Annotated in this window: 22 protein-coding genes, 2 tRNA genes and 1 pseudogene; 9 read left to right on the forward strand and 16 right to left on the reverse strand. The window is 64.6% G+C overall.

Annotated features, from left to right (window positions below):
• Both xseA and OXG30_15265 read right to left on the reverse strand, forming a co-directional pair.
• Positions 1 to 1,413 carry an exodeoxyribonuclease VII large subunit gene (gene xseA / locus OXG30_15260; GenBank protein ID MCY4136248.1) on the reverse strand — a complete coding sequence of 471 codons (1,413 nt, stop codon included), beginning with the start codon at positions 1,411 to 1,413 and terminating at the stop codon, positions 1 to 3.
• Entirely contained in the window at positions 1,410 to 3,302 is a 1,893-nt protein-coding gene (locus OXG30_15265; GenBank protein MCY4136249.1) for an ABC transporter ATP-binding protein, read from the reverse strand. Before OXG30_15265 ends, xseA begins: the two co-directional genes overlap by 4 nt.
• Positions 3,303 to 3,364: 62 nt before the next feature.
• Between OXG30_15265 and OXG30_15270 the strand changes: the two genes are divergently transcribed.
• Entirely contained in the window at positions 3,365 to 3,961 is a 597-nt protein-coding gene (locus tag OXG30_15270; protein ID MCY4136250.1) for a copper resistance protein CopC, read from the forward strand.
• Between the two features lies 1 nt (position 3,962).
• Here the strand turns inward: OXG30_15270 and OXG30_15275 are convergent, their stop codons facing one another.
• Positions 3,963 to 4,412 carry a nucleoside deaminase gene (locus tag OXG30_15275; GenBank protein ID MCY4136251.1) on the reverse strand — a complete coding sequence of 150 codons (450 nt, stop codon included), beginning with the start codon at positions 4,410 to 4,412 and terminating at the stop codon, positions 3,963 to 3,965.
• 54 nt (positions 4,413 to 4,466) lie between these two features.
• On the opposite strand from OXG30_15275, the gene OXG30_15280 reads away from it, so the two are divergent.
• Positions 4,467 to 4,553, forward strand: a tRNA-Ser gene (locus tag OXG30_15280).
• Between the two features lie 39 nt (positions 4,554 to 4,592).
• Here the strand turns inward: OXG30_15280 and OXG30_15285 are convergent.
• Complete coding sequence (locus OXG30_15285; GenBank protein ID MCY4136252.1) at positions 4,593 to 5,783, reverse strand: ABC transporter substrate-binding protein; 1,191 nt, start codon at positions 5,781 to 5,783, stop codon at positions 4,593 to 4,595.
• 413 nt (positions 5,784 to 6,196) lie between these two features.
• Here OXG30_15285 and OXG30_15290 point away from each other — a divergent pair, with 413 nt between their 5' ends.
• The 4 genes from OXG30_15290 to OXG30_15305 all read left to right on the forward strand — a co-directional run bounded on the left by OXG30_15290 (position 6,197) and on the right by OXG30_15305 (position 7,721).
• Positions 6,197 to 6,430 (forward strand): type II toxin-antitoxin system ParD family antitoxin, encoded by a 234-nt coding sequence (locus tag OXG30_15290; GenBank protein MCY4136253.1) that lies wholly within the window; start codon positions 6,197 to 6,199, stop codon positions 6,428 to 6,430.
• Positions 6,431 to 6,440: 10 nt separating this feature from the next.
• Positions 6,441 to 6,761, forward strand: a complete 321-nt coding sequence (locus OXG30_15295; GenBank protein ID MCY4136254.1) for a type II toxin-antitoxin system RelE/ParE family toxin — start codon at positions 6,441 to 6,443, stop codon at positions 6,759 to 6,761.
• 185 nt (positions 6,762 to 6,946) lie between these two features.
• Entirely contained in the window at positions 6,947 to 7,072 is a 126-nt protein-coding gene (locus tag OXG30_15300; protein MCY4136255.1) for a hypothetical protein, read from the forward strand.
• 91 nt (positions 7,073 to 7,163) lie between these two features.
• The gene (locus tag OXG30_15305; protein MCY4136256.1) at positions 7,164 to 7,721 is read left to right on the forward strand and encodes a TetR family transcriptional regulator; all 558 of its coding nucleotides are present in this window, start codon (positions 7,164 to 7,166) and stop codon (positions 7,719 to 7,721) included.
• A gap of 298 nt (positions 7,722 to 8,019) precedes the next feature.
• Here the strand turns inward: OXG30_15305 and OXG30_15310 are convergent.
• Positions 8,020 to 8,334 (reverse strand): annotated as a pseudogene (locus OXG30_15310) (ABC transporter substrate-binding protein).
• A 171-nt stretch (positions 8,335 to 8,505) separates the two neighbouring features.
• Between OXG30_15310 and OXG30_15315 the strand changes: the two are divergent.
• Positions 8,506 to 8,979 (forward strand): phosphoribosyl-AMP cyclohydrolase, encoded by a 474-nt coding sequence (locus tag OXG30_15315; GenBank protein MCY4136257.1) that lies wholly within the window; start codon positions 8,506 to 8,508, stop codon positions 8,977 to 8,979.
• Positions 8,980 to 9,042: 63 nt separating this feature from the next.
• On the opposite strand, the gene OXG30_15320 is transcribed toward OXG30_15315, so the two are convergent.
• The 4 genes from OXG30_15320 to OXG30_15335 form a co-directional block, all read right to left on the reverse strand.
• Positions 9,043 to 9,681, reverse strand: a complete 639-nt coding sequence (locus OXG30_15320; protein ID MCY4136258.1) for a metallophosphoesterase — start codon at positions 9,679 to 9,681, stop codon at positions 9,043 to 9,045.
• A 98-nt stretch (positions 9,682 to 9,779) separates the two neighbouring features.
• Positions 9,780 to 10,181 (reverse strand): type II toxin-antitoxin system VapC family toxin, encoded by a 402-nt coding sequence (locus tag OXG30_15325; GenBank protein ID MCY4136259.1) that lies wholly within the window; start codon positions 10,179 to 10,181, stop codon positions 9,780 to 9,782.
• The gene (locus OXG30_15330) at positions 10,178 to 10,387 is read right to left on the reverse strand and encodes a hypothetical protein (GenBank protein MCY4136260.1); all 210 of its coding nucleotides are present in this window, start codon (positions 10,385 to 10,387) and stop codon (positions 10,178 to 10,180) included. The genes OXG30_15325 and OXG30_15330 overlap by 4 nt, the downstream gene beginning before the upstream one ends.
• 149 nt (positions 10,388 to 10,536) lie before the next feature.
• Positions 10,537 to 12,285 (reverse strand): NAD(P)/FAD-dependent oxidoreductase, encoded by a 1,749-nt coding sequence (locus tag OXG30_15335; GenBank protein MCY4136261.1) that lies wholly within the window; start codon positions 12,283 to 12,285, stop codon positions 10,537 to 10,539.
• Between the two features lie 115 nt (positions 12,286 to 12,400).
• On the opposite strand from OXG30_15335, the gene OXG30_15340 reads away from it, so the two are divergent.
• Positions 12,401 to 13,537 (forward strand): DUF1295 domain-containing protein, encoded by a 1,137-nt coding sequence (locus OXG30_15340; protein MCY4136262.1) that lies wholly within the window; start codon positions 12,401 to 12,403, stop codon positions 13,535 to 13,537.
• A 134-nt stretch (positions 13,538 to 13,671) separates the two neighbouring features.
• Here the strand turns inward: OXG30_15340 and OXG30_15345 are convergent, their stop codons facing one another.
• Entirely contained in the window at positions 13,672 to 14,082 is a 411-nt protein-coding gene (locus tag OXG30_15345; protein MCY4136263.1) for a PIN domain-containing protein, read from the reverse strand.
• Entirely contained in the window at positions 14,079 to 14,288 is a 210-nt protein-coding gene (locus OXG30_15350; protein MCY4136264.1) for a ribbon-helix-helix domain-containing protein, read from the reverse strand. The genes OXG30_15345 and OXG30_15350 overlap by 4 nt, the downstream gene beginning before the upstream one ends.
• Before the next feature lie 225 nt (positions 14,289 to 14,513).
• Between OXG30_15350 and OXG30_15355 the strand changes: the two genes are divergently transcribed.
• Positions 14,514 to 14,591: transfer RNA gene (locus OXG30_15355), tRNA-Arg, on the forward strand.
• A 6-nt stretch (positions 14,592 to 14,597) separates the two neighbouring features.
• On the opposite strand, the gene OXG30_15360 is transcribed toward OXG30_15355, so the two are convergent.
• The 5 genes from OXG30_15360 to OXG30_15380 are packed head-to-tail and all read right to left on the reverse strand — an operon-like array spanning position 14,598 to position 22,725.
• On the reverse strand, positions 14,598 to 14,786 hold the full coding sequence (locus OXG30_15360) for a ferredoxin (GenBank protein MCY4136265.1): 189 nt from the start codon (positions 14,784 to 14,786) through the stop codon (positions 14,598 to 14,600).
• A complete protein-coding gene (locus tag OXG30_15365) occupies positions 14,786 to 16,072 on the reverse strand; it encodes a cytochrome P450 (protein MCY4136266.1) in 1,287 nt (428 codons plus the stop codon). Before OXG30_15365 ends, OXG30_15360 begins: the two co-directional genes overlap by 1 nt.
• Positions 16,065 to 18,974 (reverse strand): ATP-binding cassette domain-containing protein, encoded by a 2,910-nt coding sequence (locus OXG30_15370; GenBank protein ID MCY4136267.1) that lies wholly within the window; start codon positions 18,972 to 18,974, stop codon positions 16,065 to 16,067. Before OXG30_15370 ends, OXG30_15365 begins: the two co-directional genes overlap by 8 nt.
• 2 nt (positions 18,975 to 18,976) lie before the next feature.
• On the reverse strand, positions 18,977 to 21,178 hold the full coding sequence (locus OXG30_15375; GenBank protein ID MCY4136268.1) for an ATP-binding protein: 2,202 nt from the start codon (positions 21,176 to 21,178) through the stop codon (positions 18,977 to 18,979).
• Between the two features lie 44 nt (positions 21,179 to 21,222).
• Positions 21,223 to 22,725, reverse strand: coding sequence for an ABC transporter substrate-binding protein (locus OXG30_15380; GenBank protein ID MCY4136269.1), 1,503 nt, complete (start codon positions 22,723 to 22,725; stop codon positions 21,223 to 21,225).
• Between the last annotated feature and the right edge of the window lie 10 nt (positions 22,726 to 22,735).

The raw sequence follows: 22,735 nt of genomic DNA on the forward strand, positions 1-22,735 counted from the left end.
TCATTTGTCTTCCGACACGGTGCTGTGCAGCTCGCCTTCGGCCAAGGTGGTCACCAGTTCATCGCCTGCGGCAACTGCCGATGGACTGCGCACAACTTTGCCGTCATGACGGGTGATCGACCAACCGCGGGCCAATATTGCCCGGGGATCGAGGAGGCGAGCCCGGCCCTCCAGGTTGACCAGCTCCTTGGTCGCCGCCCTCGGGATTCGCAGAGCCTGAGCAACCACACCTGACTTCTTCCGCTCCAAGGTGCGCCGCCCATCGACAATGGCCGCGGCGGCCCGGTGGCGCATGGTCCCCGCACAGTTGTCCACTCGGCGGGTCTCGCCCCGGGTTCGGGTCTCGGCCGAGTCTCGGACCCGCCCCGCCCGGCCCTGAAGCCGGTTGCCTGCCTGGTGCAAATGGGCCTCGGCGGTTCGAGCCGTGGTTTGGCCCACCGCGATCAATTGCCGGTTGGCGTCATCCACCAGCCGCTGGGCCCACTCGGCAATTCCATCCCACGCCACCTCTGTTGCCTGAAAATGGGCCCGAGCCACGCCCACGATGAACACCGCCGCGGCGGTAGGCGTCTTCTGGGCCTCGTGGGCCACCTCGTCGGTAATGGTCCGGTCGATCTCATGGCCAATCCCGGACACCACCGGTACCGGGGCGTTGGCGACGGCCCGGGCCACCGCCTCGCTGTCGAAGGCCACCAAATCGGTTCGGGCCCCGCCCCCTCGCACCACCGCGATCACGTCCACTCCGGCTCGCCCCACCGCGGCTATAGCCGCGGCGATAAGCGGAGGCGCGTCGGCGCCCTGCACGGGGGTATCGGCCAGCAACACCTCCCAGGCCAGGCCGCTGTTCACCAGCTCGTCGCAGAAGTCGTGATGAGCCGCGCTGCCGTTGGAGGTCACCAATCCGATCCGCAGCGGGGCTACGGGGAAGGGGACAGACTGGTTCTTGGCCAACAGGCCCTTGTCGCGCAGCTTTTCCAACAGGCGCAGCCGCTCGGCTTCCATCTCACCCAGCGTGAAGTTGGGGTCGATGCCCGACATGTACAACTGGAGGCGGCCTCCGGGAGGCCAGAAGTCCAACTTGCCCAGGATGCGGATCTTCATCCCGTCTTCCATGGCCATGCCGCCGTGGCGGCGCAGCGTCTCCTCCACCCGCTCGCGGTTGAATCGGAACAGCGCCACCGACACTGACGCCTCGGGCTGCTTGCTGGCGCCGTTGTCGGGGTCGGGCTCCACCAGGTCGAAGTACATGTGCCCGCTGCGGGCCCGGCTCAGGTTGCGGATCTCGCCCTCCACCCACAGCTCGTCGCCGAAGGCGTCGCTCAGCACCCGCTTGATTCGGTCGGCCAGTTCGGCGACAGTGAACGTCACCGGGCCGGCGGTGGCCCTCGGATCAGCGGAGTCGAACAGGCTCATGCCGTGCTCTCAGCGGGAGACCGCTTCTCGTTGCGCACCAGGGTGCGATACAGCTCGGCGTACAGCCCGTCGGCAGCCAGTAAATCCTCATGCTGGCCCGATTCCACCAACTCCCCCTGGTCGAGCACCAAGATCAAATCGGCGTTGGTCACCGTGGACAAACGGTGGGCGATCACCACTGCGGTTCGACCTTGAAGGGCAATCCCCAGCGCTTGCTGCACCAGCGCCTCGTTCTCGCTGTCGAGGTGGCTGGTGGCCTCGTCCAGCACCACGATGGCCGGGTCTTTGAGCAGAACCCGGGCGATGGCCAGCCGCTGCTTTTCACCGCCCGACAGGCGGTATCCCCGCTCGCCTACCACCGTGTCGTAGCCCTGGGGCAGCGAGGCGATGAGGTTGTGGATGTGGGCCGAGCGGCAGGCGGCCTCCATCTCGGCGTCGGTGGCGCCGGGCCGGGCGTAACGCAGGTTGTCGCCCACCGTCTCATGGAACAGGTGGGGGTCCTGGGGCACCACCCCCATTGAGGCCCGCAGTGACTCCTGGGCCACGTCGCGCACGTCGGTTCCGTCGATCAGCACCGCCCCGGTGTCCACGTCGTAAAGCCGGGTCAACAGCGCGGCCAAGGTTGTCTTGCCCGCTCCCGACGGCCCCACCAGCGCCACCAACTGCCCTGGGTCGATCACTGCCGACACGTGGCGCAGCACCGGCTGGCCGGTTGCCTCCGGGGCGGCGGTGTCGGTTTGCAGCGAGGCCAGCCGGTCGTCGCTGGGCGGATAGGTGAAGGTCACATCGGCCAGATCGATGCGCCCCTTGGGCTGTTGCAAGGCCACTGCATTGGGCCGGTCGGCAATGGGGTTGGGGGTGTCCAGCACCTCGAACACCCGTTCGAACGAAACCAGCGCGGTCATCACGTCCACCCGGGCGTTGGTCAAGCTGGTGAGCGGGGTGTAGATCCGCACCACCATCAGCCCCATGGCCGCCAGGGTCCCCACGGTGATGGCCCCGGAGATCACCAGCTGGGCCCCCACCCAGTACAGAACCGCCGCGCCCACCGCCCCCACCAGGCTCAAAGCGATGAAGAACGTCCGCCCGTACATGGCGCTGCGCACCCCGATGTCTCGCACCCGTCCGGCGGTTGATCCGAACCCGTCCCGCTCCTGGTTGTGGCGACCGAACAGCTTCACCAACAGCGCCCCGGACACGTTCAGCCGCTCGGTCATCACCGTGTTCATGGAGGCGTTGTGCTCCATGGACTCCCGGGTGAGGGCTTGGAGCTTTCGCCCCACCCGCTTGGTGGGCAAGATGAACACCGGCAGCAGGGCCAGCGCCATTAGCGTGAGCCGCCACTCCAGCAGGAACATGGCCACCAGCGTCGTGGCCAAAACGATGGTGTTGGACACCACCGACCCCAGCGTGCCGGTGAACGCCCGCTGGGCCCCGATCACGTCGTTGTTCATGCGGCTGATGAGCGATCCCGTCTGCACCCGGGTGAAGAACGCCATCGGCATCCGCTGCACGTGGTCGTACAGCTTCACCCGCAGGTCGTAGATCAGCCCCTCGCCGATGCGGGCCGACCAGTAGCGCTCGACAAACGACAGCGCCGCCTCGCCGAAGGCGGCCAACACGATGATCCCGGCCAGCAGATGTACCTGGCCACGGTCGCGGTTCTCGATGGCCTCGTCGATGATCTGTCGGAACAGCAGCGGGGGCACCAGCGACAGCAGCGCCCCCAACAGCAGCACCACCACGAACCCGATGAGCATGGCCCGGTAGGGGCGCGCAAAGCCGGCCACCCGGCGAATCGTCTGCCCGGCTATCTGCTTGCCCTTGACCCCGGTTGGGTCGTGGCCGATGGCGCCGTGGGCGCCGCCCATCGCATGCACTGTCTGCACGATACGCCCCACCAGTGACAGTCGGCTGTTTGGAGGGCCAAGTTGGGTCGTAGGGTTGGGAAATGCGGGCTCGGACCCAAAAGGCAGTGGCGCTGGTGGTGGCCATCGCCATCGTTTTGGCACTGCTGCTCTCGCTGTTGGTCGTGTTCAGTGACACCGCCGCGGCCCATGCCGAGATGCGCCGGTCGGCCCCGAAGCCCGGTCAAACGGTGGGCGGCGTGGTCGACCGGGTGGAGATGGAGTTCCGAGAGCCCATTCAGCCCGACGATCAGAACGGAGTGGCGCTGCAATATCCCGACGGCACCCTCGCTCTGACGGGCATAGAGGTGAACGGCCACCTGGTGCGGGGCCACTTCGACCCGCTCACCGAGCCTGGCACCTACAAGGTGATCTGGGAGCTGCTGGACCAAAGCGACGGGGACTGGGCCACCGAGGAGTGGGAGTTCACCTACGACCCGGCTGCCGCCCCACCCGAGTGGCTTCCCGAGTCGGCGGCCGAAGGGTCGGGCGGCGGTGACGGCATCAGCGGGGCCACCGTGGCGCTGATAGTGATAATCCCCGTGGCCGTGGTCTTAGTCGTCTGGCTGTTCTGGCCCCGCCGCCGGGGGGCAGACCGGGCCCAGCAGCGGAGGAGCGCCCGCACCAAGAAGCGGCGTTGATTCAGCGGCGTTCGGCGAAGAATTCCCGGAGCAGGGCAGCGGACTCGTCTCGGCCGATGCCGGCAACCACCTCGAAGTTGTGGTTGAGCCGGGGATCGGCGCCCAGGTTGTAGAGGGTTCCGCAGGCCCCCGCCTTGGGGTCCTCGGCGGCGAACACCACCCGGGCCACCCGGGCCATCACTGCCGCGCCGGCACACATCGGGCACGGTTCCAAGGTGGTGGCCAGCACCGCTCCGTCGAGCCGAGACGTGCCCTGGGCCGCGGCCGCGTCCCGCAGAGCCAGGACCTCGGCGTGAGCGGTGGGGTCGTTGGTACTCAACCGCTCGTTGTGACGAGCCGCCACCACCTTCCCGTCGATGGCCACCACTGCGCCGATGGGCACCTCGCCGCGCTCAGCAGCCCGCCGGGCCTCGGTCAACGCCAGATCCATGAGCTGGCGATCATCGGTCACGGGGTCAGGATATGGGCTGGGAGGCTGCCGACACCGCTCACTATCCTGAAGAGTGGAAGGTTGCCAGAGCGGACGAATGGGGCGGCCTCGAAAGCCGTTGTGGCCTCCGGGTCACCGTGGGTTCGAATCCCACACCTTCCGCGCCAGCCGATGAGGCTCATCGGGATCACGCCGTGCATCTCAGCGGGGAACGAAGGCATCCAGCTCCGCGTCGTAGACGAAGAGCGCCGGCTGGGCGTTGGACACCCACGGCTTGTCGGGGGCGAGTGACCCGCTGGGCGACCCCGTCATGGGGAATGTTCCGAGGTCGTAGCCGGCCTGGAGGAAGCTCTCCGGGGTGAGGTTGGGCCCGGCGGCTGTGGCCAGCGCCACAAAGACGTCCCACGCCGCGCAAACTTCGATCGCGGTCCCGGCTTGGGCGTCTTCGGGTTTGCCCGATGTCCCCAAGCCCTGACCGGTCGCCTCGTTGATGATGTCGAAGCACTCGGGAATGCCATAAAGGCCTTGGGCGGCCAGTTCTTCGGCGCCGGGCTCACCGGTGGCAATCAGATTGGAAAACACGCTCAGATCGGCGCCCATCGCGTTATTGCTAGGCGCATCGTTGGACGGAGTGACGATGTTCCAGTCGGTCAGCCCTGCCCGCTCAAGGCCGTGCAGGCTTCCGGCCACTGCGCCGTCAACGTTGATGATCCAATCGGGATTGCGCGTCCGCCACCGCTCGACGTGGATGTCGATCTCGGCCTCCGCAGCGATTAGATCCTCCCCGCCGACCTGCTGTCTGGTGACCTCGACAATCTCGGCCCCGAAACTGCGCAACAGTTCTTCTGCGGTCTCGATCCGCCCGTCGACAGAGGCGCCGTAGATGACCACCCTGGCTCCCTCAAGCTCGGGCCTCAACAGTTCCAGTCCGGCGAGCAGCGAGCCGAACTGGTACGGGCGGGTGGTGATCAAGCGCCCGTCACTCATATCGAGATCCTGCTGATCCAAGTCGGCGGTGTTGATGACGATGGTCTCGTTGAGGTCGATGTAGCAGAAGATGCTGCCCCAGCCAGCGGGCATAAAGCCGAGCACCAAGAACACCTCGTTGTCTTCGGTGAGAGCCACGCAGGCCGCTTCGAACGCCACCGAATCGAGGATGTCCCACTGCTCGGTGATGATCTCCACCCGACGCCCATTGATCCCGCCGGCAGCGTTGGTGGTGTCGACCAACGGCTGATACCGAGCCAGGATGTCGCCCACATCGGCAAAGACGGTCACGTCGGTGATGGCAACACCCAGCGTGATGGTGTCGGCGGTCACGCCCCGAGCAGTCGCCGTCAGCTCGACAACTTCTTCTTCGGCCTCGTCGCTCTCTACGGCGCCGCTTTCCACGGCGCCGCTTTCTTCAGAGCCATCGTTCGCGGAGGAGGTGTCTTCCTCAGTAGTTCCGCTCTCGGCCGTGCTGCTCTGCTCAGAATCTCTGTCGGCAGTGGCTGAATCGCCCGCCTCCTCTGGGGCGGCGCTGTCGCTATCGGGGGCGGTCGCGGGCTCAGGAGCTGCCGTCGGGTCGCTCGGGCCCGCCGAATCGGGCGGAGACCCGTCTGAATCCCCACCACACCCTGCCAGCAACATCCCCACCACAACCACAAGGGCCAGCCATCTCCCTCGACGCATCACTTCCCCCTCGCGGCCTACTAGTGAATTCCGCGACAATGGTAATTCGCTTACTCCGCCTATCAGCCAAAGAGTAGCCGGAGATCGTGTACTGCTTTGGCAAGCTTTGCCAAAGCAGTACACTTTGAGTGATGACCACGATGAATGTGTCACTCCCTGATGACCTCAAGTCTTTTGTCGACTCCCAAGTCAACGACGGCAACTACGGCTCGACAAGCGAATACGTGCGCAACTTGATCCGACGAGACCACGGCCGTCTCCAGCTTCGCAACGCCCTCCTTGAAGGCGCCCGTTCCCCCGTCGCCACCAACGCCGACTCCGACTACTTCGCAGCGCTCCGAACTCAGGCCCAAGCCAGCTCCTGAGTTCACGCCAGTGCAAGCCAGTCTCCGCGCCGCTGCGACGGCCGACATTGCCTCCGCGTTGAGCTACTACCGCGACCAAACTGGCCCGGAAACCGCAGTCGATTTCATCGATCAACTCGAATCTGCAATCGAGCACCTCCGTCGCCACCCGCTCACCGGGTCGCTCCAATTCTCCTATGAACTTGAGATTCCAGACTTGCGGAGTTGGCCTCTACGCAAGTTCCCCTACCTCATCTTCTACGTGCCTGATGACAATCACATAGACATCTGGCGCGTCCTGCACGCCCGACGAGACATTCCAGCCATCCTCACATCTGAGCCACCGGAGTGAGCTTCGCCCGGATGGAGAGCATGACCGAGTTACCGCGAATTCCAGTATCGTCTTTCACTACGTGATCGCGAGGATCTTGCGGTCAATTAAGGAAGCAAGACGAGCAAGAGAATGGGGGAATTTCCAATACGGAAATTGAAGTGGTCGCTCGTCGCGATTCTTGTGGCGTTATCCCCTCAGAGGCCATGTTCGAGAACCCTGATTTCCAGGAGCGGTGCATGTCGGTCTTCCGGGAGGCCTATCCCGAACTCGAGCCGGAGACCGCCTACCTTCCGACCGGCGACGAATCCATCATCATCGACCGGAGCTAACCTAACTTCGCGATTTCCATCGATGGACCTGCCAATGGGTATCCACCATTGTCCGGCCTATAGATAACGCTGTAATCTAAGGAGCGTGCCAATGCCCAGGCTCAGTCGTGCAGCGGCGGCTGCCCTCACTGCTGAAGACATGGTTGATGCGGCAATGACCGTGCTCATCACCGAAGGGCTCGACAACGTGAACATGCGCCGGGTCGCTGCTGAGCTGGGGGTGTCGCCCATTCCCCTGTACAACCGAATCGGCAACAAAGACGCCCTGCTCGATGCCATGGCGGCCAGGATCGGTTCCGAGTTTTTCCTGCCGGTTGGCGAGTATGAGCACTGGACCGACTACGCCCGGAGGTGGTGCCATCGTCTACGTGAGCGTCTGCTAGCTGTACCTGACCATCGGCTGTTCTTGCGGGCCGGACGCAAGTATTTGGTTGCCGCTGCCGAACCGCTGATTGAGAAGACCCGCACTGTTGGGTACGACCGCCCCGGGGCTGTTGATTTGGCCCGGTTGCTTATGTGGTCGGTGATCGGCCACACCGCTGTCGAGCTGGGCCACACCAAGGCTCCGACTGAGCTAATTGACACCGACCAGTTGTTTGCGACCCATGTCGATCTGCTCGTAGACGGACTGGCAAGGAGAGAGCCATGACCAGGAGCAAGCCCGAATGAAGGTCACTCCCGTTGCAGGGTCGCTGGGGGCTGAGCTGTCCGGTGTCGACCTCGTCTCGATGGACGACGACGCCAAGAAGTCGCTGCGCGAGGCCATTGTGGAACACGAGGTGGTGTTCATCCGCGACGCCTTCCTCAACATAGAATCCGTTCACAAGCGGGTTGTAGGGGTGGAACTGGTCAATGCCAACCCAGCCCTCAAACTTGTCGAATCCCATCAGATAGAACATGAGGGCATCGGGCTCGGCCCGCTGGAGATGGGCCAAGTTGGCGGCCAGATCAGCCGGGGTCTGGGTCACGGTCTCCACTGCGGCAATCGACACACCCCGGCGCCGACACTCCTGGCGAAAAAAGCGGAAATACTCTTCACCGTTGGGCGAGATCTCGCTGATCACGGCGACCCGCTCATGGCCGTGCTTTTTCAACCAGCCGACCACCAATGCGGCATCGCCGCCACAGTCACCATTGCCGAGCCGGAAGCAGTAGTCACCGTGGAAGCGCTCGGTCCCGCACCAGCTGATGAGGGGCACTTCGAGCTCGTTGGCCAGCGGGCCGACGGTGATCGTATTATCGGAGCTGTAGGCGCCGGCCACTGCGATGCAGCCTTCATCCACATCTACTCTAGGAGACTTCGGAACTCAGCCAAGCGCCACCCGTGCCCCACCGCCAAGGATGACAGCCGGTGGGATGGATGGGTTACGCCCATGGCGTCTGGGTAGCCTCGTCGGCGTGGACACGACTGACAATGAGCAAGGAAGCGTGCCATGCCAATTGCTGAATCTGAGTTGACGGCGGCCCGAAATGCCTGGGGAATCGGTCTGGTCGCAATCGCTCAGGCCTACGAGGCAGACGGGATCGATGGTGCCCGTGCGGTCGCCTCTCGTGTTTTGGATGAGGTGTACGGGTACGACCTGGGGCCGGTGCTGTTCAAGCCGACCATGGCCAGCGGCGAGCAGACGTTCCGGCCCACCAAACGGGGAGCGCTGTCCTATTTCGTCGGCCACGACCCGGAGTATCCCCTCGACGGCGGGTTCGGCCTCAAGGGATGGCGAGACGTCGAGTCTGAGACCGCGGCAACCTTCACTGACGGCGACGTCGCCATTTGGATGGGGTCGGTGACGATGACCGACAAGGACGGCCAGGTCACCACGGTGGACAAGAGCTTCGGCTACAAGAAGGACGCCGACGGCGTGCTGCGCATCGTGCTCCATCACTCGTCGCTCCCGTATCAGCCGTGAGCAAGCTGTCGGCTTGTCCTAGCCGTTGCGGCCATCCGGCTCGGCCACCGCTCGCCTACGTAGCTAGTGGGCGTGTACGCCGTGCCATTCCTCTTGCATCTCCCAGTAGCTGATCTCGCCGCGCAGCAGGCGGCAGGCAATTTCGGGAAGCTGGCTGCTTGGCCACCGGTCTTCGCCCACGAGATGCGCCTCGGTGTTGATCGAGCCGTCGTCGCAGAATTCGTAGGTGCGGTATCCGGGCGGGAGCGTGGTGAAGTTCTCAAAGTCGATGTTGACCGAGAGCGACGGGCACTGGTGGATGGGGCGCCCGGCACAATCCACCAGCGAGCCGTCGGGGCGCTGGTCCCGCCCCGCCAGGTTGGAGTCGGCGAACAAGAACAGCCAGTTCCCGCCTCGTAGCGTGCGGCTGTTGCTCAACCCCGGCCGCGGCAATACCGCATCGAACGGAAGCTGCTTGTCGTGATTGCCAATGCACACGATGGCGGGAACCGGGAGGCGGGCCATCTTGTCAGCGACCTTGGCGTACTCGGCTTCGGTGCCGTTATTCGCAATGTCACCGGTAAGCACCACCACATCGGGTAACGGCTTTCCCGTTTCAAAGGCGTCGGCAAACACCACATCCCAGGTGTCGTCGGTGTTGCGCGCCTCACCTTCTGGCTCGGTACTGAAGTGAAGGTCCGAAAACTGGGTGACCCGGAACATGGCCTTAGTGTGCCATAGAACTCCATTGCTGAGCCGGGGTGGGCACGTAGCGGCCGACGGTGCAGCGGCACCCTTCGCACCGTCAGAATCAGGGCGTCTCAGCTCATTCGTATGTGGTGGACGCTGATGTCGAGGCCGGTTGATCTTGCCAGTCGGCCATCTGCGGTCAACAGTGGGACTCCCATAGCGCGGGCGGCCGCAATATAGAAGGCGTCATAGGCGCTGACGTTGCTGTAGTGCTCCCAGGCCGTCAGGGCGAGCGTCCGATGCGAGATGCGATCGATGGGCCATAGGGCTAGATCGCTCAGAGCCATCACGGCTCGCGATTCGTCAAGGCGACCGGTGAGCACGGCACGGCGCAGTGCGGACATCACTTCTGGGTCAAGCAATTCGGGGGCAGCTAACGATGCGTTTTCGACGGTGTCGGCGAGCGTGATCCCAAGCGGCGTTCGCAGGAGGTATTCGACCGCCACCGAGGCGTCGATTACGTAGCCGGTCATTCAAGTTCTGCGTCGCGTAGCTCCCGCACTTCGGCAATCAAGGTGGCAACGTCCATCCCTAGGTCTGTAGTTGGCCGATTGGCAAGGTGCTTGCGCCACTCCCATCGCGCCAACTCCCTTTCGATAGCGCCGAGTACCGCTGCGCTCATGGTGCAATTCCGCTCGCGGGCATGCTCGCGCAACCGTTCGTGAAGGAGGTCAGGCATGTTCCGTACCTGTAGATTCGCCATTGCATGATATTAGCATGATATCTTCATGCGCTACTCTGTCAACTCCATCTGAATAACGATGACCGGCGGCATCCTCTTAGTGCGCTCGATCCGGCCCTCCGATCCGGCCGAAGGCCCGTAAGGCCTCAAGTGCGGGCTGGGCTGGTGGATTCGCTGAAGATGAAACCCTCGTAGCCGTTGGCGGCGATTTCTTCGCAGATCTCGCGATAGGTGTGGGTGCCGTCGAGGTAGAAGGTGACCCCTTGGGGCTTGCCCTCGATATTGGACCCGGTCCACCAGGAATCCGTCTTGCCGACGATGCTTTGGGCGGCGATGTCGTGGACCTGCTGGGTCCATTGGGCCTCGGCTTCGGGGTCGGCGTCGATGCGGTCGAGATCGTGGTCGAGCATGTGGGCGAGGCAGTTGGCAATCCAGTCGACGTGCTGTTCGATGGAGAAGATCACGTTGCTGAACACCGCGGGGCTGCCGGGGCCGGTGATCATGAAGAAATTGGGGAATCCAGACGCCACCAGGCCGAGATAGGCCCCGGCTCCATCGGCCCATTTGGCCTGGAGTGGTAGTCCGCCGACTCCCCGGATGTCCATGGCCAGCAAGGCTCCGGTCATGCCGTCGAATCCGGTGGCATACACGATCAGGTCGAGGTCGTAGGAGCCTTCGGCGGTTCGCAGCCCTTGAGGGGTGATCTCGGTGATGGGGGAGGCCGCCACGTCCACCAGCGTCACGTTGGGCCGGTTGTAAGTCTCGAAGTAGTCGATCTCCACGATGAGGCGGCGGGCGCCGAGGGGGTGATCGATGGCCAGGAGGCTCTCGGCCACCGCCGGGTCGGCGACTTTCTCTCTGATCTTGTCCCGGACGAACTGCGACGTGAGCTGATTCGACTCGGCGTTGGTCATCACGTCGTCGAAGGTTCGGGCGAAGCCCGGCCCGCCCAGCGCCCACGATTCCTCCATGATCCTGATACGAGTGGTCTCGTCGACTTCGAGAGCCGATGAGACTTCGGGAGGCCGACGCCCCATGCCTACCGGATTCGCTCTCTTGAGCTCCCACCGCTCGCGGTAGTTGTGCTTCAGCTCCTCAAGCTGGTCGGCGTCGATTGGCCGATTGCGGGCCGGGATGGCGAACTGCGGGGTGCGCTGGAACACGAACAGGTGCTCGGCCTGTTTGGCCAGCTGCGGGATGGTCTGCACGGCGGTTGACCCAGTGCCGATCACGCCGACCCGCATGCCGGTGACGTCGATGCCGCCTTTGGGCCAGCGGGCAGTGTGGATTTGTCGGCCTGCGAACGTCTCGGCGCCGTCGAACCGGGGCGTGTTCACCTCTGAGAGGCAGCCCGCGGCCGATATGAGAAACCGGGCCGAGACTGTCTCGTCATTCGATGTACTGATCAGCCAGCGGTTCTGGTCGTCGTCGAAGCGGGCCTGATCCACCCGGGTGTTGAACTCGATGTCCCGCCGCAGATCAAAGCGGTCGGCAACATGGTTGAAGTAGCGCTCCAGCTCCGGCTGGGTGGGGAACCGCTCAGTCCACTCCCACTCCTGTTCGAGCTTTTCGGAGAACGTGTAGCAGTAATCCCAGCTCTCCACGTCGCACCGAGCGCCGGGGTAGCGGTTCCAGTACCAGGTGCCGCCGACCCCGTCGCCCTTCTCGTAGACCTTGGCCGACAGCCCGAGCCCGCGGACCCGGTGGAGGGCGTACAGACCGGCAGCACCGGCGCCGATGATGACGGCGTCGAAGTCGTCGGCCCCGCGGCCCACTGACGGGATCAGCACCACCGCACGACCCTCCCCGGCGATCTTCACCTCTATGGGACCCGCCGGGCCCTCCACGATCTCGGTGCGCCGATTGCCCTCAGCAACATCAATACTGCTCTGCATACCGCCGATCTTTACATGGCATCCCGGCCGCCGTAGGCGGCTTGGTCGTCGAGCATCGCGGACGGATGTCTCTATGCGGAAACGGATGTCTCTATGCGGAAGTAGTATCCGGGCCATGGGTGATGCACTTGGCATCGAACATCTATTTGAGCTCTCGGGATCGGAAAAGGTTTGGGCGTTCTTCACGCCGCTGATCCTCTTCGCGGCCTTCTTTGCGGCCCAGCTCATACTTCCGGCCAGGAAGGTGACCGGCTACGTCAAGAATCCCGAGACCGGCCAGCCCCGCCCCTATCGGCTCAACGGCCTGCTGGTGTTCGTCATCGCCCAGATCCTGTGGGCCACAGAGGTCACCGGACTGGACCGTGATTGGTTCTACCGGTCCACGCTCTGGGCAGTGCTCGGGGGCACGGTCTTCACCACGCTCTTTGCCATCGTGTCGGTGTTGAGCCAGCCCAAAGGTGAGATCCAGAACATTTGGTGGGCTCTCTGGGAAGGGAGGGCCAAGGAGTTTCAGCTCTTCGGCGAGCGCATCGATATCAAGATGTGGTTCTACGTGGTCGGTGGCACGATGTTGTCGCTCAACGCCTTGTCCGGTGCCGTGTGGCACAGCGAGAACGTCCCCGCCACCAACCCCGGTGTCTACATGTATGCGGCATTCATGACGTTCTACGTGTTCGACTACTTCATCTTCGAGCGAGTCCAGCTCTACACCTACGACCTGATCCACGAGCACCTCGGCTTCAAGCTGTGGTGGGGCGGACTGGTTGTCTACGGGTGGATCTTCATCATTCCGCTGTGGGGCATGGCCGCCTATGACAACCCCGACATGTCGTACGCCTGGAGGAACTTCTGGCTCGTGGTATCGGCGAGCCTGTTCGTGATCGGATGGAGCATCTCGCGGGGGGCCAATTTGCAGAAGTACATGTTCAAGCGGTTCCCCGATCGCCACTTCCTCGGGCTTATCCCGCCCACGCACATCCAGGCTGGCGAGCGCAAGATTTTGATCAGTGGCTATTGGGGTGCTGCTCGTCACTTCAACTACCTGGGCGAGGGCTTCCTCTGCATCGGAATCGCCCTGTCGTTCGGCCACTTCGGAGTTCTCTGGGCGTGGACTTACGCCATCTTCCTCATCACGTTCTTCACCTTCCGCCAGCGCTTCGACGACAAGGAATGTGCCCAGAAGTATGGCCCCGAGAAGTGGGCCGAGTACCAGGAGAAGGTGCCCTACCGCATCTTCCCCGGCGTGTACTAGGAGGACGCTCCTCTACGGTACGGGATCGAACGGGTGGGCGGCTGCTGGCGTGGATCCTTCGATAGAGGCTTGGTGGGCGTACTGCCAGGCGATGCCCGATGCCCGAGTAGTCCCCTTCGACCGGCTAGTTGCCTTTAGGGAGCGATCTTGAAGAGGCCGCCTCCGAGGGGGCGCATGACGCTGAAGTGCTTGTGGTCGAGGGTGAGGATGGTGCGCGTCCGGTAGCGCTCAGCCAGCACCACCATTGAGGCGTCCGCCAGGCCGACTCCGAGGTCGTGGTAGCGGGCAATCACGTCCCTGGCTGTGGCGACATCATCTGCGCTCATTGCTGCCAGCTCGTAAGCGCCGCCAGTCAGTTCGGCCAGTACGGCCAGTTCAGCGTCGACGCTCTTGCGAGTGGCGACCAGGTAGTCCAGCTCGGCCATGACGTAGGGGGAGACCACCATGATGTCGTCATTCTTGTCGAGCCACGACGCTACTTGTTCGTGCTGTTGCCCTGATTGGCTGTAGAAGGCGATCAGTCCGCTGGTATCGGCGATTATCACCGTTCGCCGAAGCTTTCCAAGAGTTCGTCGACTCGTTCAGCCCAGTCGCTGTCGCCGCTGATTATGCCGGGCCGTGGCTTGGGCCGCGATACGGCGTCTTGGATTGCCTGGCGAATTACCTCAGCCTCAGAGCACGAACGCTGCTGAGCTTGGCGCTCCACGTCTTTCTTCAAAGAATCGGGCAGATAGACGGTTGTTTTGATCACGCTATATATGGTACCACCGCTAGCAACCTTCGAAAAATGGGTACTAGGCAAGTCGCCGGCGCCAATGTGTTGGGCTCACTGTTGTTGGGGTTCTTCGCATTCGGTTCTGGTCCACTGGTTGCTCTGGTGGGTGGGGTCATGAATCACCCGCTCGATCCGACAGGCGTGATCGCGCCAATCCGGTAGCAACCACGTCCAAAGGGCCGGGTACACTGGCTGCTGCCCGCGCTTGTAGCTCAGTTGGATTAGAGCGTCTGACTACGGATCAGAAGGCCGGGGGTTCGAGTCCCTCCAAGCGCGCCAAGCCTCTCAATCCACCCGGATAGCCCGGGTGGGGCACCGCACTTCTGCCTCCCGCACCGCGGCCTCATGCTCCGCGGGCACTTCTTCCATCACGGCTCGGGCATAGCCCGCGTCCTCCAGCACGAAGACCTCGGGGCACAGCGCTGTACACACGCCGTGGCCACCGCAAACGTCATCGTCCACCGACACCCTCATCAGGAATCGGCGCCCACCGGGTTGAACTCGAGGCCGAGGAAGGCCAGTCCCCGCAGGATGTGGGTGGGCACGTAGACGAAGCGCCGCTCGCCGGGCGGACCGTGCGTCGCCTCGGACATTCGGATGTCGGCCATGCGGTCGAGGATGCGATTGAGGCTCACCCGGGCCTCGGCCCGGGCCAAGGGGGCGCCAGGGCAGGTGTGGATGCCCCGGCCGAAGGCCAGGTGCAACCGTGCGTTGTCCCGCTCGATGTCGAGGGTGTGGGGATCGGGGAACTGGTGGGGATCGCGGTTGGCCGCCCCGTTGATCACCATGACCGTGGTGCCTGCCGCTAGAGCGACCCCGCCGACGGTCACCGGGCGCTGGGTCAGGCGGAAGTCGCCCTTGATCGGGCTCTCGATGCGCAGCGCCTCTTCCACGAAGTTGGGGATCAGCGAGCGGTCGCTGCGGATTCGGCTCTGGAGCTCGGGATCCTCGGCCAAGAAATACAGCATGGTGCTGAGCAGCCGCACGGTGGTCTCGGTGCCGGCCGCGAAAAGGTTGGCGGCGATACGCACTGCGTCGAGCACCTCGGGGGTGGAGCCGTCGGGGAAGGTTGCGGTGGCCAAGCCAGTGAGCACGTCGTCGCGGGGGTTGGCCCGGCGGTCCTCGATGTAGTCGCTGAACTGGTTGTAGAGAAACTCGAGGGGGTTGTGGGCCATGGCGTGCTCGTCGGTCGAGCCGATGCCGTGGTCCTCGGGTCGGTGCAGGAGCTGCCGGGTGAAGTTGTCCCGATCGTCGTCGGGCACCCCCAGCAGATCGGCCACCACCAAAAGGGCGAACGGCTGGGCGAAATCGCGGATGAACTCGCACTGGCCCTGCTCGATAAAGGCGTCGAGCTGACGGTCGGCCAGCCGCCACATGAACTCCTCGTTCTCGCTCAGGCGCTTGGGGGTGATGAGCCGCATGAGCAGAGACCGGTGGGCGGTGTGGGCCGGCGGATCCATGGTGGGGAGCTGATCCGACATGGGCAGCTTGTCGCGGTGCTCGGCGATGAGACCGCTTATGTCGTCGCCCTCCAACGGCACCGGGAATCCGGGGAAGGGCCCCGACACTGCGTTGCAGGCTGAGAAGCCGTGGTTGTCGTTGTAGACCTCGATGGCCTCGCGGTAGCCGGTAATCATCATCACGTTGTGGTGGGGCTCGGGATGCACCGGGCACTGGGAGCGCAGGTGGTCGAAGTACCCGTAGGGGTCGGCCACCAATTCGGGGTCGGTGAAGAAGTTCCGGCTGTCCAGCTCAGTCATGGCTCGTCTCCTGTGGGGAATCGAGTCTGTCACGGGACGCGGCCGCGCCGCTTCGGGCAATGGCCCGCTCGTCGGTGCCCAGGTAGCTGGCGATCACCAGCGGGTCGTTGCGCACCTCGTCGGGCGTTCCCTCGGCGATGATGGCCCCGGCTTCTAGGCAGTACACCCGGTCGCTGATGCCCATGATGAATGGCATATCGTGCTCGATCACCAAGAGCGACGCTCCCAGCTCCTCACGGATCCGCAGCACCAGCGGGGCGAATGCCTCCGTCTCCCGCTGGGCCACCCCGGCAGTGGGCTCATCCAGGCACAGCACCCGGGCCTCCAGCGCGATCAGGCACGACAGCTCCACGATGCGGCGGGTGCCGGTGGACAGCTCGCTGATGAAGGAGTTGGCGTAACGCCCCAAACCGAAGAAGCTGATGAGCTCATTGCCCTCAGTCTGCCGGGTTCGCTCCTGACGTCGGGCGCTGGGCAGCCCCAACAACGTGGGGATGACCTGGGAGCGGCCTCGGGCTTCAAGTGCCACCTGGATGGTCTCCCGCACGCTGAGATCGGGGAACAGGTCGGCCCGCTGGAACGTGCGACCCAGCCCCAGGCTGGCCCGCCGGCTGGGGGAGAACCTGGTCACGTTGGTGCCGAATATCTCCACTTGGCCGACCGACGGCACGAAACCGCCAACGGCGTTCATCAGCGTGGTCTTGCCCGCGCCGTTGGTGCCGATGAGTCCCACCACCTCCCCCGGCTGCATGCTGAGATCGACGTCTTCCACCGCGTGCACTCCGCCGAATTGCACCGACACCCCGGTGGCGGCCAGCGCGGGAATCCCTGATGGTGAAGACCGGTCGGCCAGAGCGGCCGACACGGCGCGGGCGGGGATGGGCGCGGGTTCCCGCTCCACGGTGGTGTCGGGAATGCGCTTGGCCGCAGCGGCGAAGATGGCGTCGCGTATCGAATAGGCCACCTGGATCAACCCGCCGGGCAGATACATGAGCAGGATCAGGACGCCCGCTCCCGAAGTGAGCAAGCGTACCTGCTCGGACTCGGCGAACAACGACGGGATGCCCACCACCCACAACGCGCCCAGGACTACCCCCCAGATCGACGACAGTCCGCCGATGACGGCGATGGCCACCACCCGCAGCGACTCGTCGGGGGAGAAGGCGGTGGGCCCGAATTGCACCCGCAGCCCGGCGAGGAGGCCGCCGGCCAACCCGGCCAGCGCCCCGGAGATGGCGAACGCCACCAGCTTCATCCGGGTGGGCGACACGGTGAACGCCGCCGCGCTCTGCTCGTTGTCGCGCACCGCGATAAGCGACCGCCCCACCCCGCTGCGGCGGATGCGGCTCACCAAGATGGCGCACAGACACAGCACCCCCAAGCACACGTAGTAGTAGGTGCGCTGCGACCGAAGGTCGAAGGTATCGCCCCACCGGGCCCGGGGCAGTCGCACCACCAGGTCGCCCCCGGTGAGCACATCGCGCTCGAGGAGCCAGTTTTGGGCCATTATCGCAAAGCCCAGCGTGATGACGGCCAAAAACAGCCCCCGGACGCGCAGCGCGGGCAAACCCACCACCACCGCGGTCACCAAGCAGGCGAAGGCGGCCAGAAATACCGCCCCCTCGAACGGGACCACCGGCAGCTCGAACTCGCTGTCGCCGATGGAGAAGTTCACCCCCCGCACCATGGCGGTGGTGAGCATGGCCCCGAGGCCGGCGAAGGCAAACTGCCCCAGGGAGAGCTGACCGGCCCAACCGGTGAGCAAGGTGAGCGACATCCCCACGATGGCCAACAACAGCATGAGGGACCAGAGGAAGTGGCGCGACGGGCGGGTCACAATCAGCGGGAGCACAATGGCCACCGCCAGCGCAACGGTGACGGTGATCTGGGGCAGATAGCGCACCCACCAGAGCTGTTGCAGCTGGCGGGGCACCGGCCGCACCCGGGGGGCGAACGACATCGACTGGGCCCCCTCGCTGTCTCGCTGTCGGCGGTGGTACAACAGCACCGCCACCAGCATGGCCACAAAAAGCCCCGCGTCCATCAGCCCAGGTTCCTGCAAGTAGTTGAACAGCACCACCGTCTCGACCCCGCCGATCACCGCTCCGGCCACAAGCGCCACCGGTAGCGAATGCATCCGGGCGATCAGGGCAGCGGCAAGGGCCCGCAGCAACAGCCCCGGCCCCAGGGTGGCTGCCTCTATGACAGTGCCCTGGCCCTTGAGCGGGGCGACCAGCACCGCGGTGATGGCCGACAACAGCCCGGCGATGGTCCACACCGCGGTGGACATGGCCTTGGTGCTGATGGCCGACAGTCGGGCAGCGTCGGGATTCTCAGCCGAGGCCCGGATGGCCGTCCCGTACTTGGTGTGCTCCAAGAACAGCGCCAGCGCGGCGACGATCACCGGCACCACGATCAGTACCAGCAACTGCGCGCTGCGGATACTGATGTCGAACAGCTCCCAGCGGCCCTCGAACGGGGTGGGGAAGCTGGCGATAGCGGTGTAGTTGGGCAGCCAGAAGCCGGCGAGGAACACCACTTGGGCGGCGCCCATGGTGGCTACGAACAAGATCACCTTGGGGGCATTGGCCAGGCGCCGCACCACGGTGAGTTCGATGATGCCGCCGAATGCGGCCCCCGCGGCCAAACCGGCAATGAGCGCGATCGGATAGGGCACGCCATACTTGGCCACCAGCAGCCCCAGTAGCGCGCCGCCGAACGCTCCGACTTCGGCATGAGCGATGTTGATCACCCGCGAGGATCGGAAGATCAGCACCAGGCCCACGGCCATCACCCCGTAGGTGAGGCCTTTGACCAGTCCGTTGAACACGAGCTGGCGGCTGACGGTGAAGGCCAAAACACCGTCCACGGTGCCCAACACAGCGTGCGCGGCTGCCAGCACGCTCAGCCGCCCGATCCCGACTGTCCGAGGAAGACAGCTCGGGCCAAGTCATCTCGCTCGGCCAGTTCTTGGGCCGGTCCCTCAAAGCGGATCTGCCCCTTCTCCAAGAAGATGGCCCGGTCGGCCACGGCCAGCGCCACGTTCAGCGACTGCTCCACGATGATCATGGTCTGCCCGTCGGCGCGGAGCCGCTCCACCACTTCCAACAGCGACTGCACGGTGACGGGAGCCAAGCCGAGCGACAGCTCGTCGATCATCAGGATCTCCGGGTCGTGCATCAACGCCATGGCCAGCGACAACATCTGCTGCTGCCCACCGGAGAATTCTCCCGCAGTGGCCGACCGGCGCTCGGCGACAACCGGGAACAGGTCGTAGGCCCGCTCCAGGCGGGGCTCTAGTTCGGCTTGGCCGTAGCGGAACCCGGCCATGCGCAGGTTCTCCTCCACCGACAAGCCGGGAAAGATGGCCTTGCCCCCGGCCAACTGCACGATCCCGATCTTGGCCCGCATCCCCGGGTCGGCATAGGTGATGGTGCGCCCGTGGAGCCGTACCACTCCTCTCTGGGGCACCCCCAGTCCGCTGACCACCCTCAGCACCGTGGACTTGCCCGCGCCATTGGTCCCCAACAGCGCCAGCGACTCCCCCTGGCGCACCTCGAAGCCGATGTCGAACAGCACCTGCACCTTGCCGTAGGAGAAATCCAGGTTGCGCACTTGCAGCACCGGGATGTCGGCGGCATCGGCCCCCTTCAGGCGCTCGGCCTCGTCTTGCTCCTCGTGCAACTCCTCGATGACCAGTGCGATGTCACCCTCGATGAACCGGGAGCCATAGGCCATGAGCGTTCCCCCCACCAGCGTGGCCGGCAGGATCACGACGGTGATCGCGGTCTGCTCGCCGTGGGCATCGCTGAGCATGCCGGTGATCACTGCGCCCAGAAACGCCCCGAACAAGAACATGTAGATGCCCACCAGTGCGGTGCCCCGGGACCTGAGCCGGTAGGGGATGACCGAGGCGATCACCCCGGGCAGGATGGCGAAGGCGGCCCGGGCAAAGGCATTGGAGGCGCCCAGGAATATCCCGAGCAGCCACACCGCGGGCATCCATATCCCCACCACCTGGATGGCGCCGAAGGTGACGACCAGGGCGCCGATGAAGATCATGGCCCGGGAGGGGTGCTCTTTGAACAGGGCGTCGGCTCGCTTACCCGACGCCGCGGCCCCCACAAAGCCGGGCAGCACGGTCAGCGATCCGAACACGCCCCGCTCGAACGCGGTCAGCCCGAAGTGGTCCTCCAGATGGAGGTTGATGAAGATGATGGTGGTGAAGATGGCGAAGCCGATGGCCGCCATCCCGGTGAGGTAGTAGTAGAACGACTTGATCTTGCGGAGCCGTTCAAAGGCCACCGACAGCGAGATGGGCAGCTCGTCTTCGGATTGCTCCAGCTCCTTGCCGAGCACGGCCTGCATCTCGTGGCTGCCCCGCCGGGGCTCGCGCACAAAGAAGGCGCTGATGGCCAAGGGAACACCCATGATCCCCATGGTGAGGAACACCCACCGCCAGCCCTCGTCGCCGGTGGCGATCAGCACCACCAGCCCGGCCACCAGGGGGCCTAGGGCTTGGCCGGCCATCTGGAACCAGCCGTTCAGGGCGAACACCTTGGCCCGGGCTCCGATCGGGTAGCCGTCCATCAGCATGGGTCCGGCCACCGGGATGTAGTACGACTGCCCGAGCCCCGCGCCCATGCGGGCGATGAACAGCAAGAACGCGTTCGAGATGGCACTGGTGACCATAACCACCATAGACCACAGCGACATCGCTGCTCCTACCACCAGCTTGCGGGGTATGCGGTCGGCCAGCGAGCTCAGCGGGATGGAACCCAGCAGGAACAAGATGCCGAAGGCGCCCCCGATGGCGCCGATGGTTCCGTCGGACACGTCGAGTGACTTCTGGATGTCGGGCGCGATCACCGCAAAGGCCGACGTTTCCAGCGTCTCCACGAACCCGAGCAGGCCGATGAACCCGATCAACCCCTTACCGCCCCGGCGCAGGCCTTGGCGCAGCGTGAGCTGTTCGGCGTCGAAGCTGCCCTCCGGGCCGCGCTGGGCGGCCTCAGCGGCGGCGATCTCTCGTTGGCGGCGCTCCTCTTCGTCGAAGACCCTGGCGACCAGGTCCGCCGGAGTCTCCGACCTTGGGGATTCGGTCATCCCGTCAGATGGGCCAACCGCGCCGTCAGTTCAATGCAGTTGGCCTATTGGTCGAGCATCATGCGAGCGCCGTCGACCTCCACCCAACAGGCGCAGTCGGCTCGATACTCCTTGAGCGTGACTGTATCAGGGGCGTCGTGCTTTGTGGGGCTCCAAGAGCCGGTGATGTCGCCGAGACGGTAATCGGTGAGCGACTCGAAGCCCTGGATGAGCGTGGTCTGGTTCACGGTGCCGTAAGTCTCCTGAGACCAGTTGGCCGCCGCCTCCAAGTTCTTGATGAACAGGCAGGTGCTGCCCACCGCACTCCAGGCGTCTTCGTTTTCCTCAGGGTCGTAGGAGATGCCGGTGACCTCGGTGAATACGGCATTGCACTCGATAGTGTGCTCGTCGGGGCTCAGTCGGTCGAGTCCGTAGCTCAGCCCGTACAGGCCGTAGAAAACGGTGGGGTCGGGGTTCCGCTGATACACCGCCTGGGCTACTGAGGCAAACACCAGATTTTCGATATCGCTGACCAGCCACTGTGGCCTGTAGTCATCCTGAGCTCCCAGGTAAACCGCGATCCCGAACGGCGAGGGAGGCACCAGGGAGAACAAGGTGTCCACGTCGGCGGCTTGCATGCGCTCCAAGCCGATGTCCACCTGAGAACAAGTAGTGCCTTGGCAGGGCAGGGCTACTTCGTCGGCCAGCTCGTATCCGGCGTTGGCCAATGCCGCTCTGAGCACGTCAGCAGCCACCTCGTGCTCGCCGATGTCGCCTCGCATCAAGCCGAGCGTGCGGCCCTCGAGCAGGCCCTGGGTTTCGGCCACGGCAGGCCAAGCCCCGACCAGCCGCTCGGTGGTCATGGCCTGGGAGAACAGCCGCCCGTTGGACCGGTCGTATATCTCCTGGGGCAGGATGCCCGACAGCATGTAGGCGATCCGCTCATGGCCCTCGGTGGCGCAGAGCACAGTCTCGGCCGTCACCCCGCCCACGAAGTGGACAATGGCCACCTGGTCGTCCTCGGTGGCGGCGATGCAGGCGGCCTGCTGGTCGGTGGCCGACGCCCCCGGCGGATAGGGGTGGAACACGATTTCGATGTTGCGTTCGCCCGCGCCTCCTCGGGCGTTGACCTGCTCGGCAAAGACCTCGTAGTTGCGAGGTATGTCGCCGGTGTCGGGGAGGATGCCCGCTTCTTCAAGCTGCTTGCTATCGCTGCGCAAGATGGCGACCTTGATGGAGTTGTCGGTGATGCCCACTGTGGATCCCTCGGGCACCGGGATTGGGGTGGGAGCTTCCGTCGGCTCGGGTTCGGGGGCCGGCTCATCCGCGGGCTCATCGGCGGGCTCGTCGGCCGGTTCTGGAGCGGGCTCATCCGCGGGTTCGGGGGCCGGCTCGTCGGCAGGCTCAGGTTCGTCGGCGGGTTCCTCGGCCGGGGCCGGAGCGCTGGTGGGCGCCGGTCCGGCAGCCGGAGCGTCGTCGGGATCCTCCGAACTGCTGCACGATGCTGCGACCAGCGCAAATACCGCGACCAGGACGAATACGAGATTGCGCCACTTTGTGCGATTCATGACATCCCCC

It is taken from the genome of bacterium (assembly GCA_026708015.1).
Taxonomy (GTDB): Bacteria; Actinomycetota; Acidimicrobiia; order Acidimicrobiales; family Bin134; genus Poriferisocius.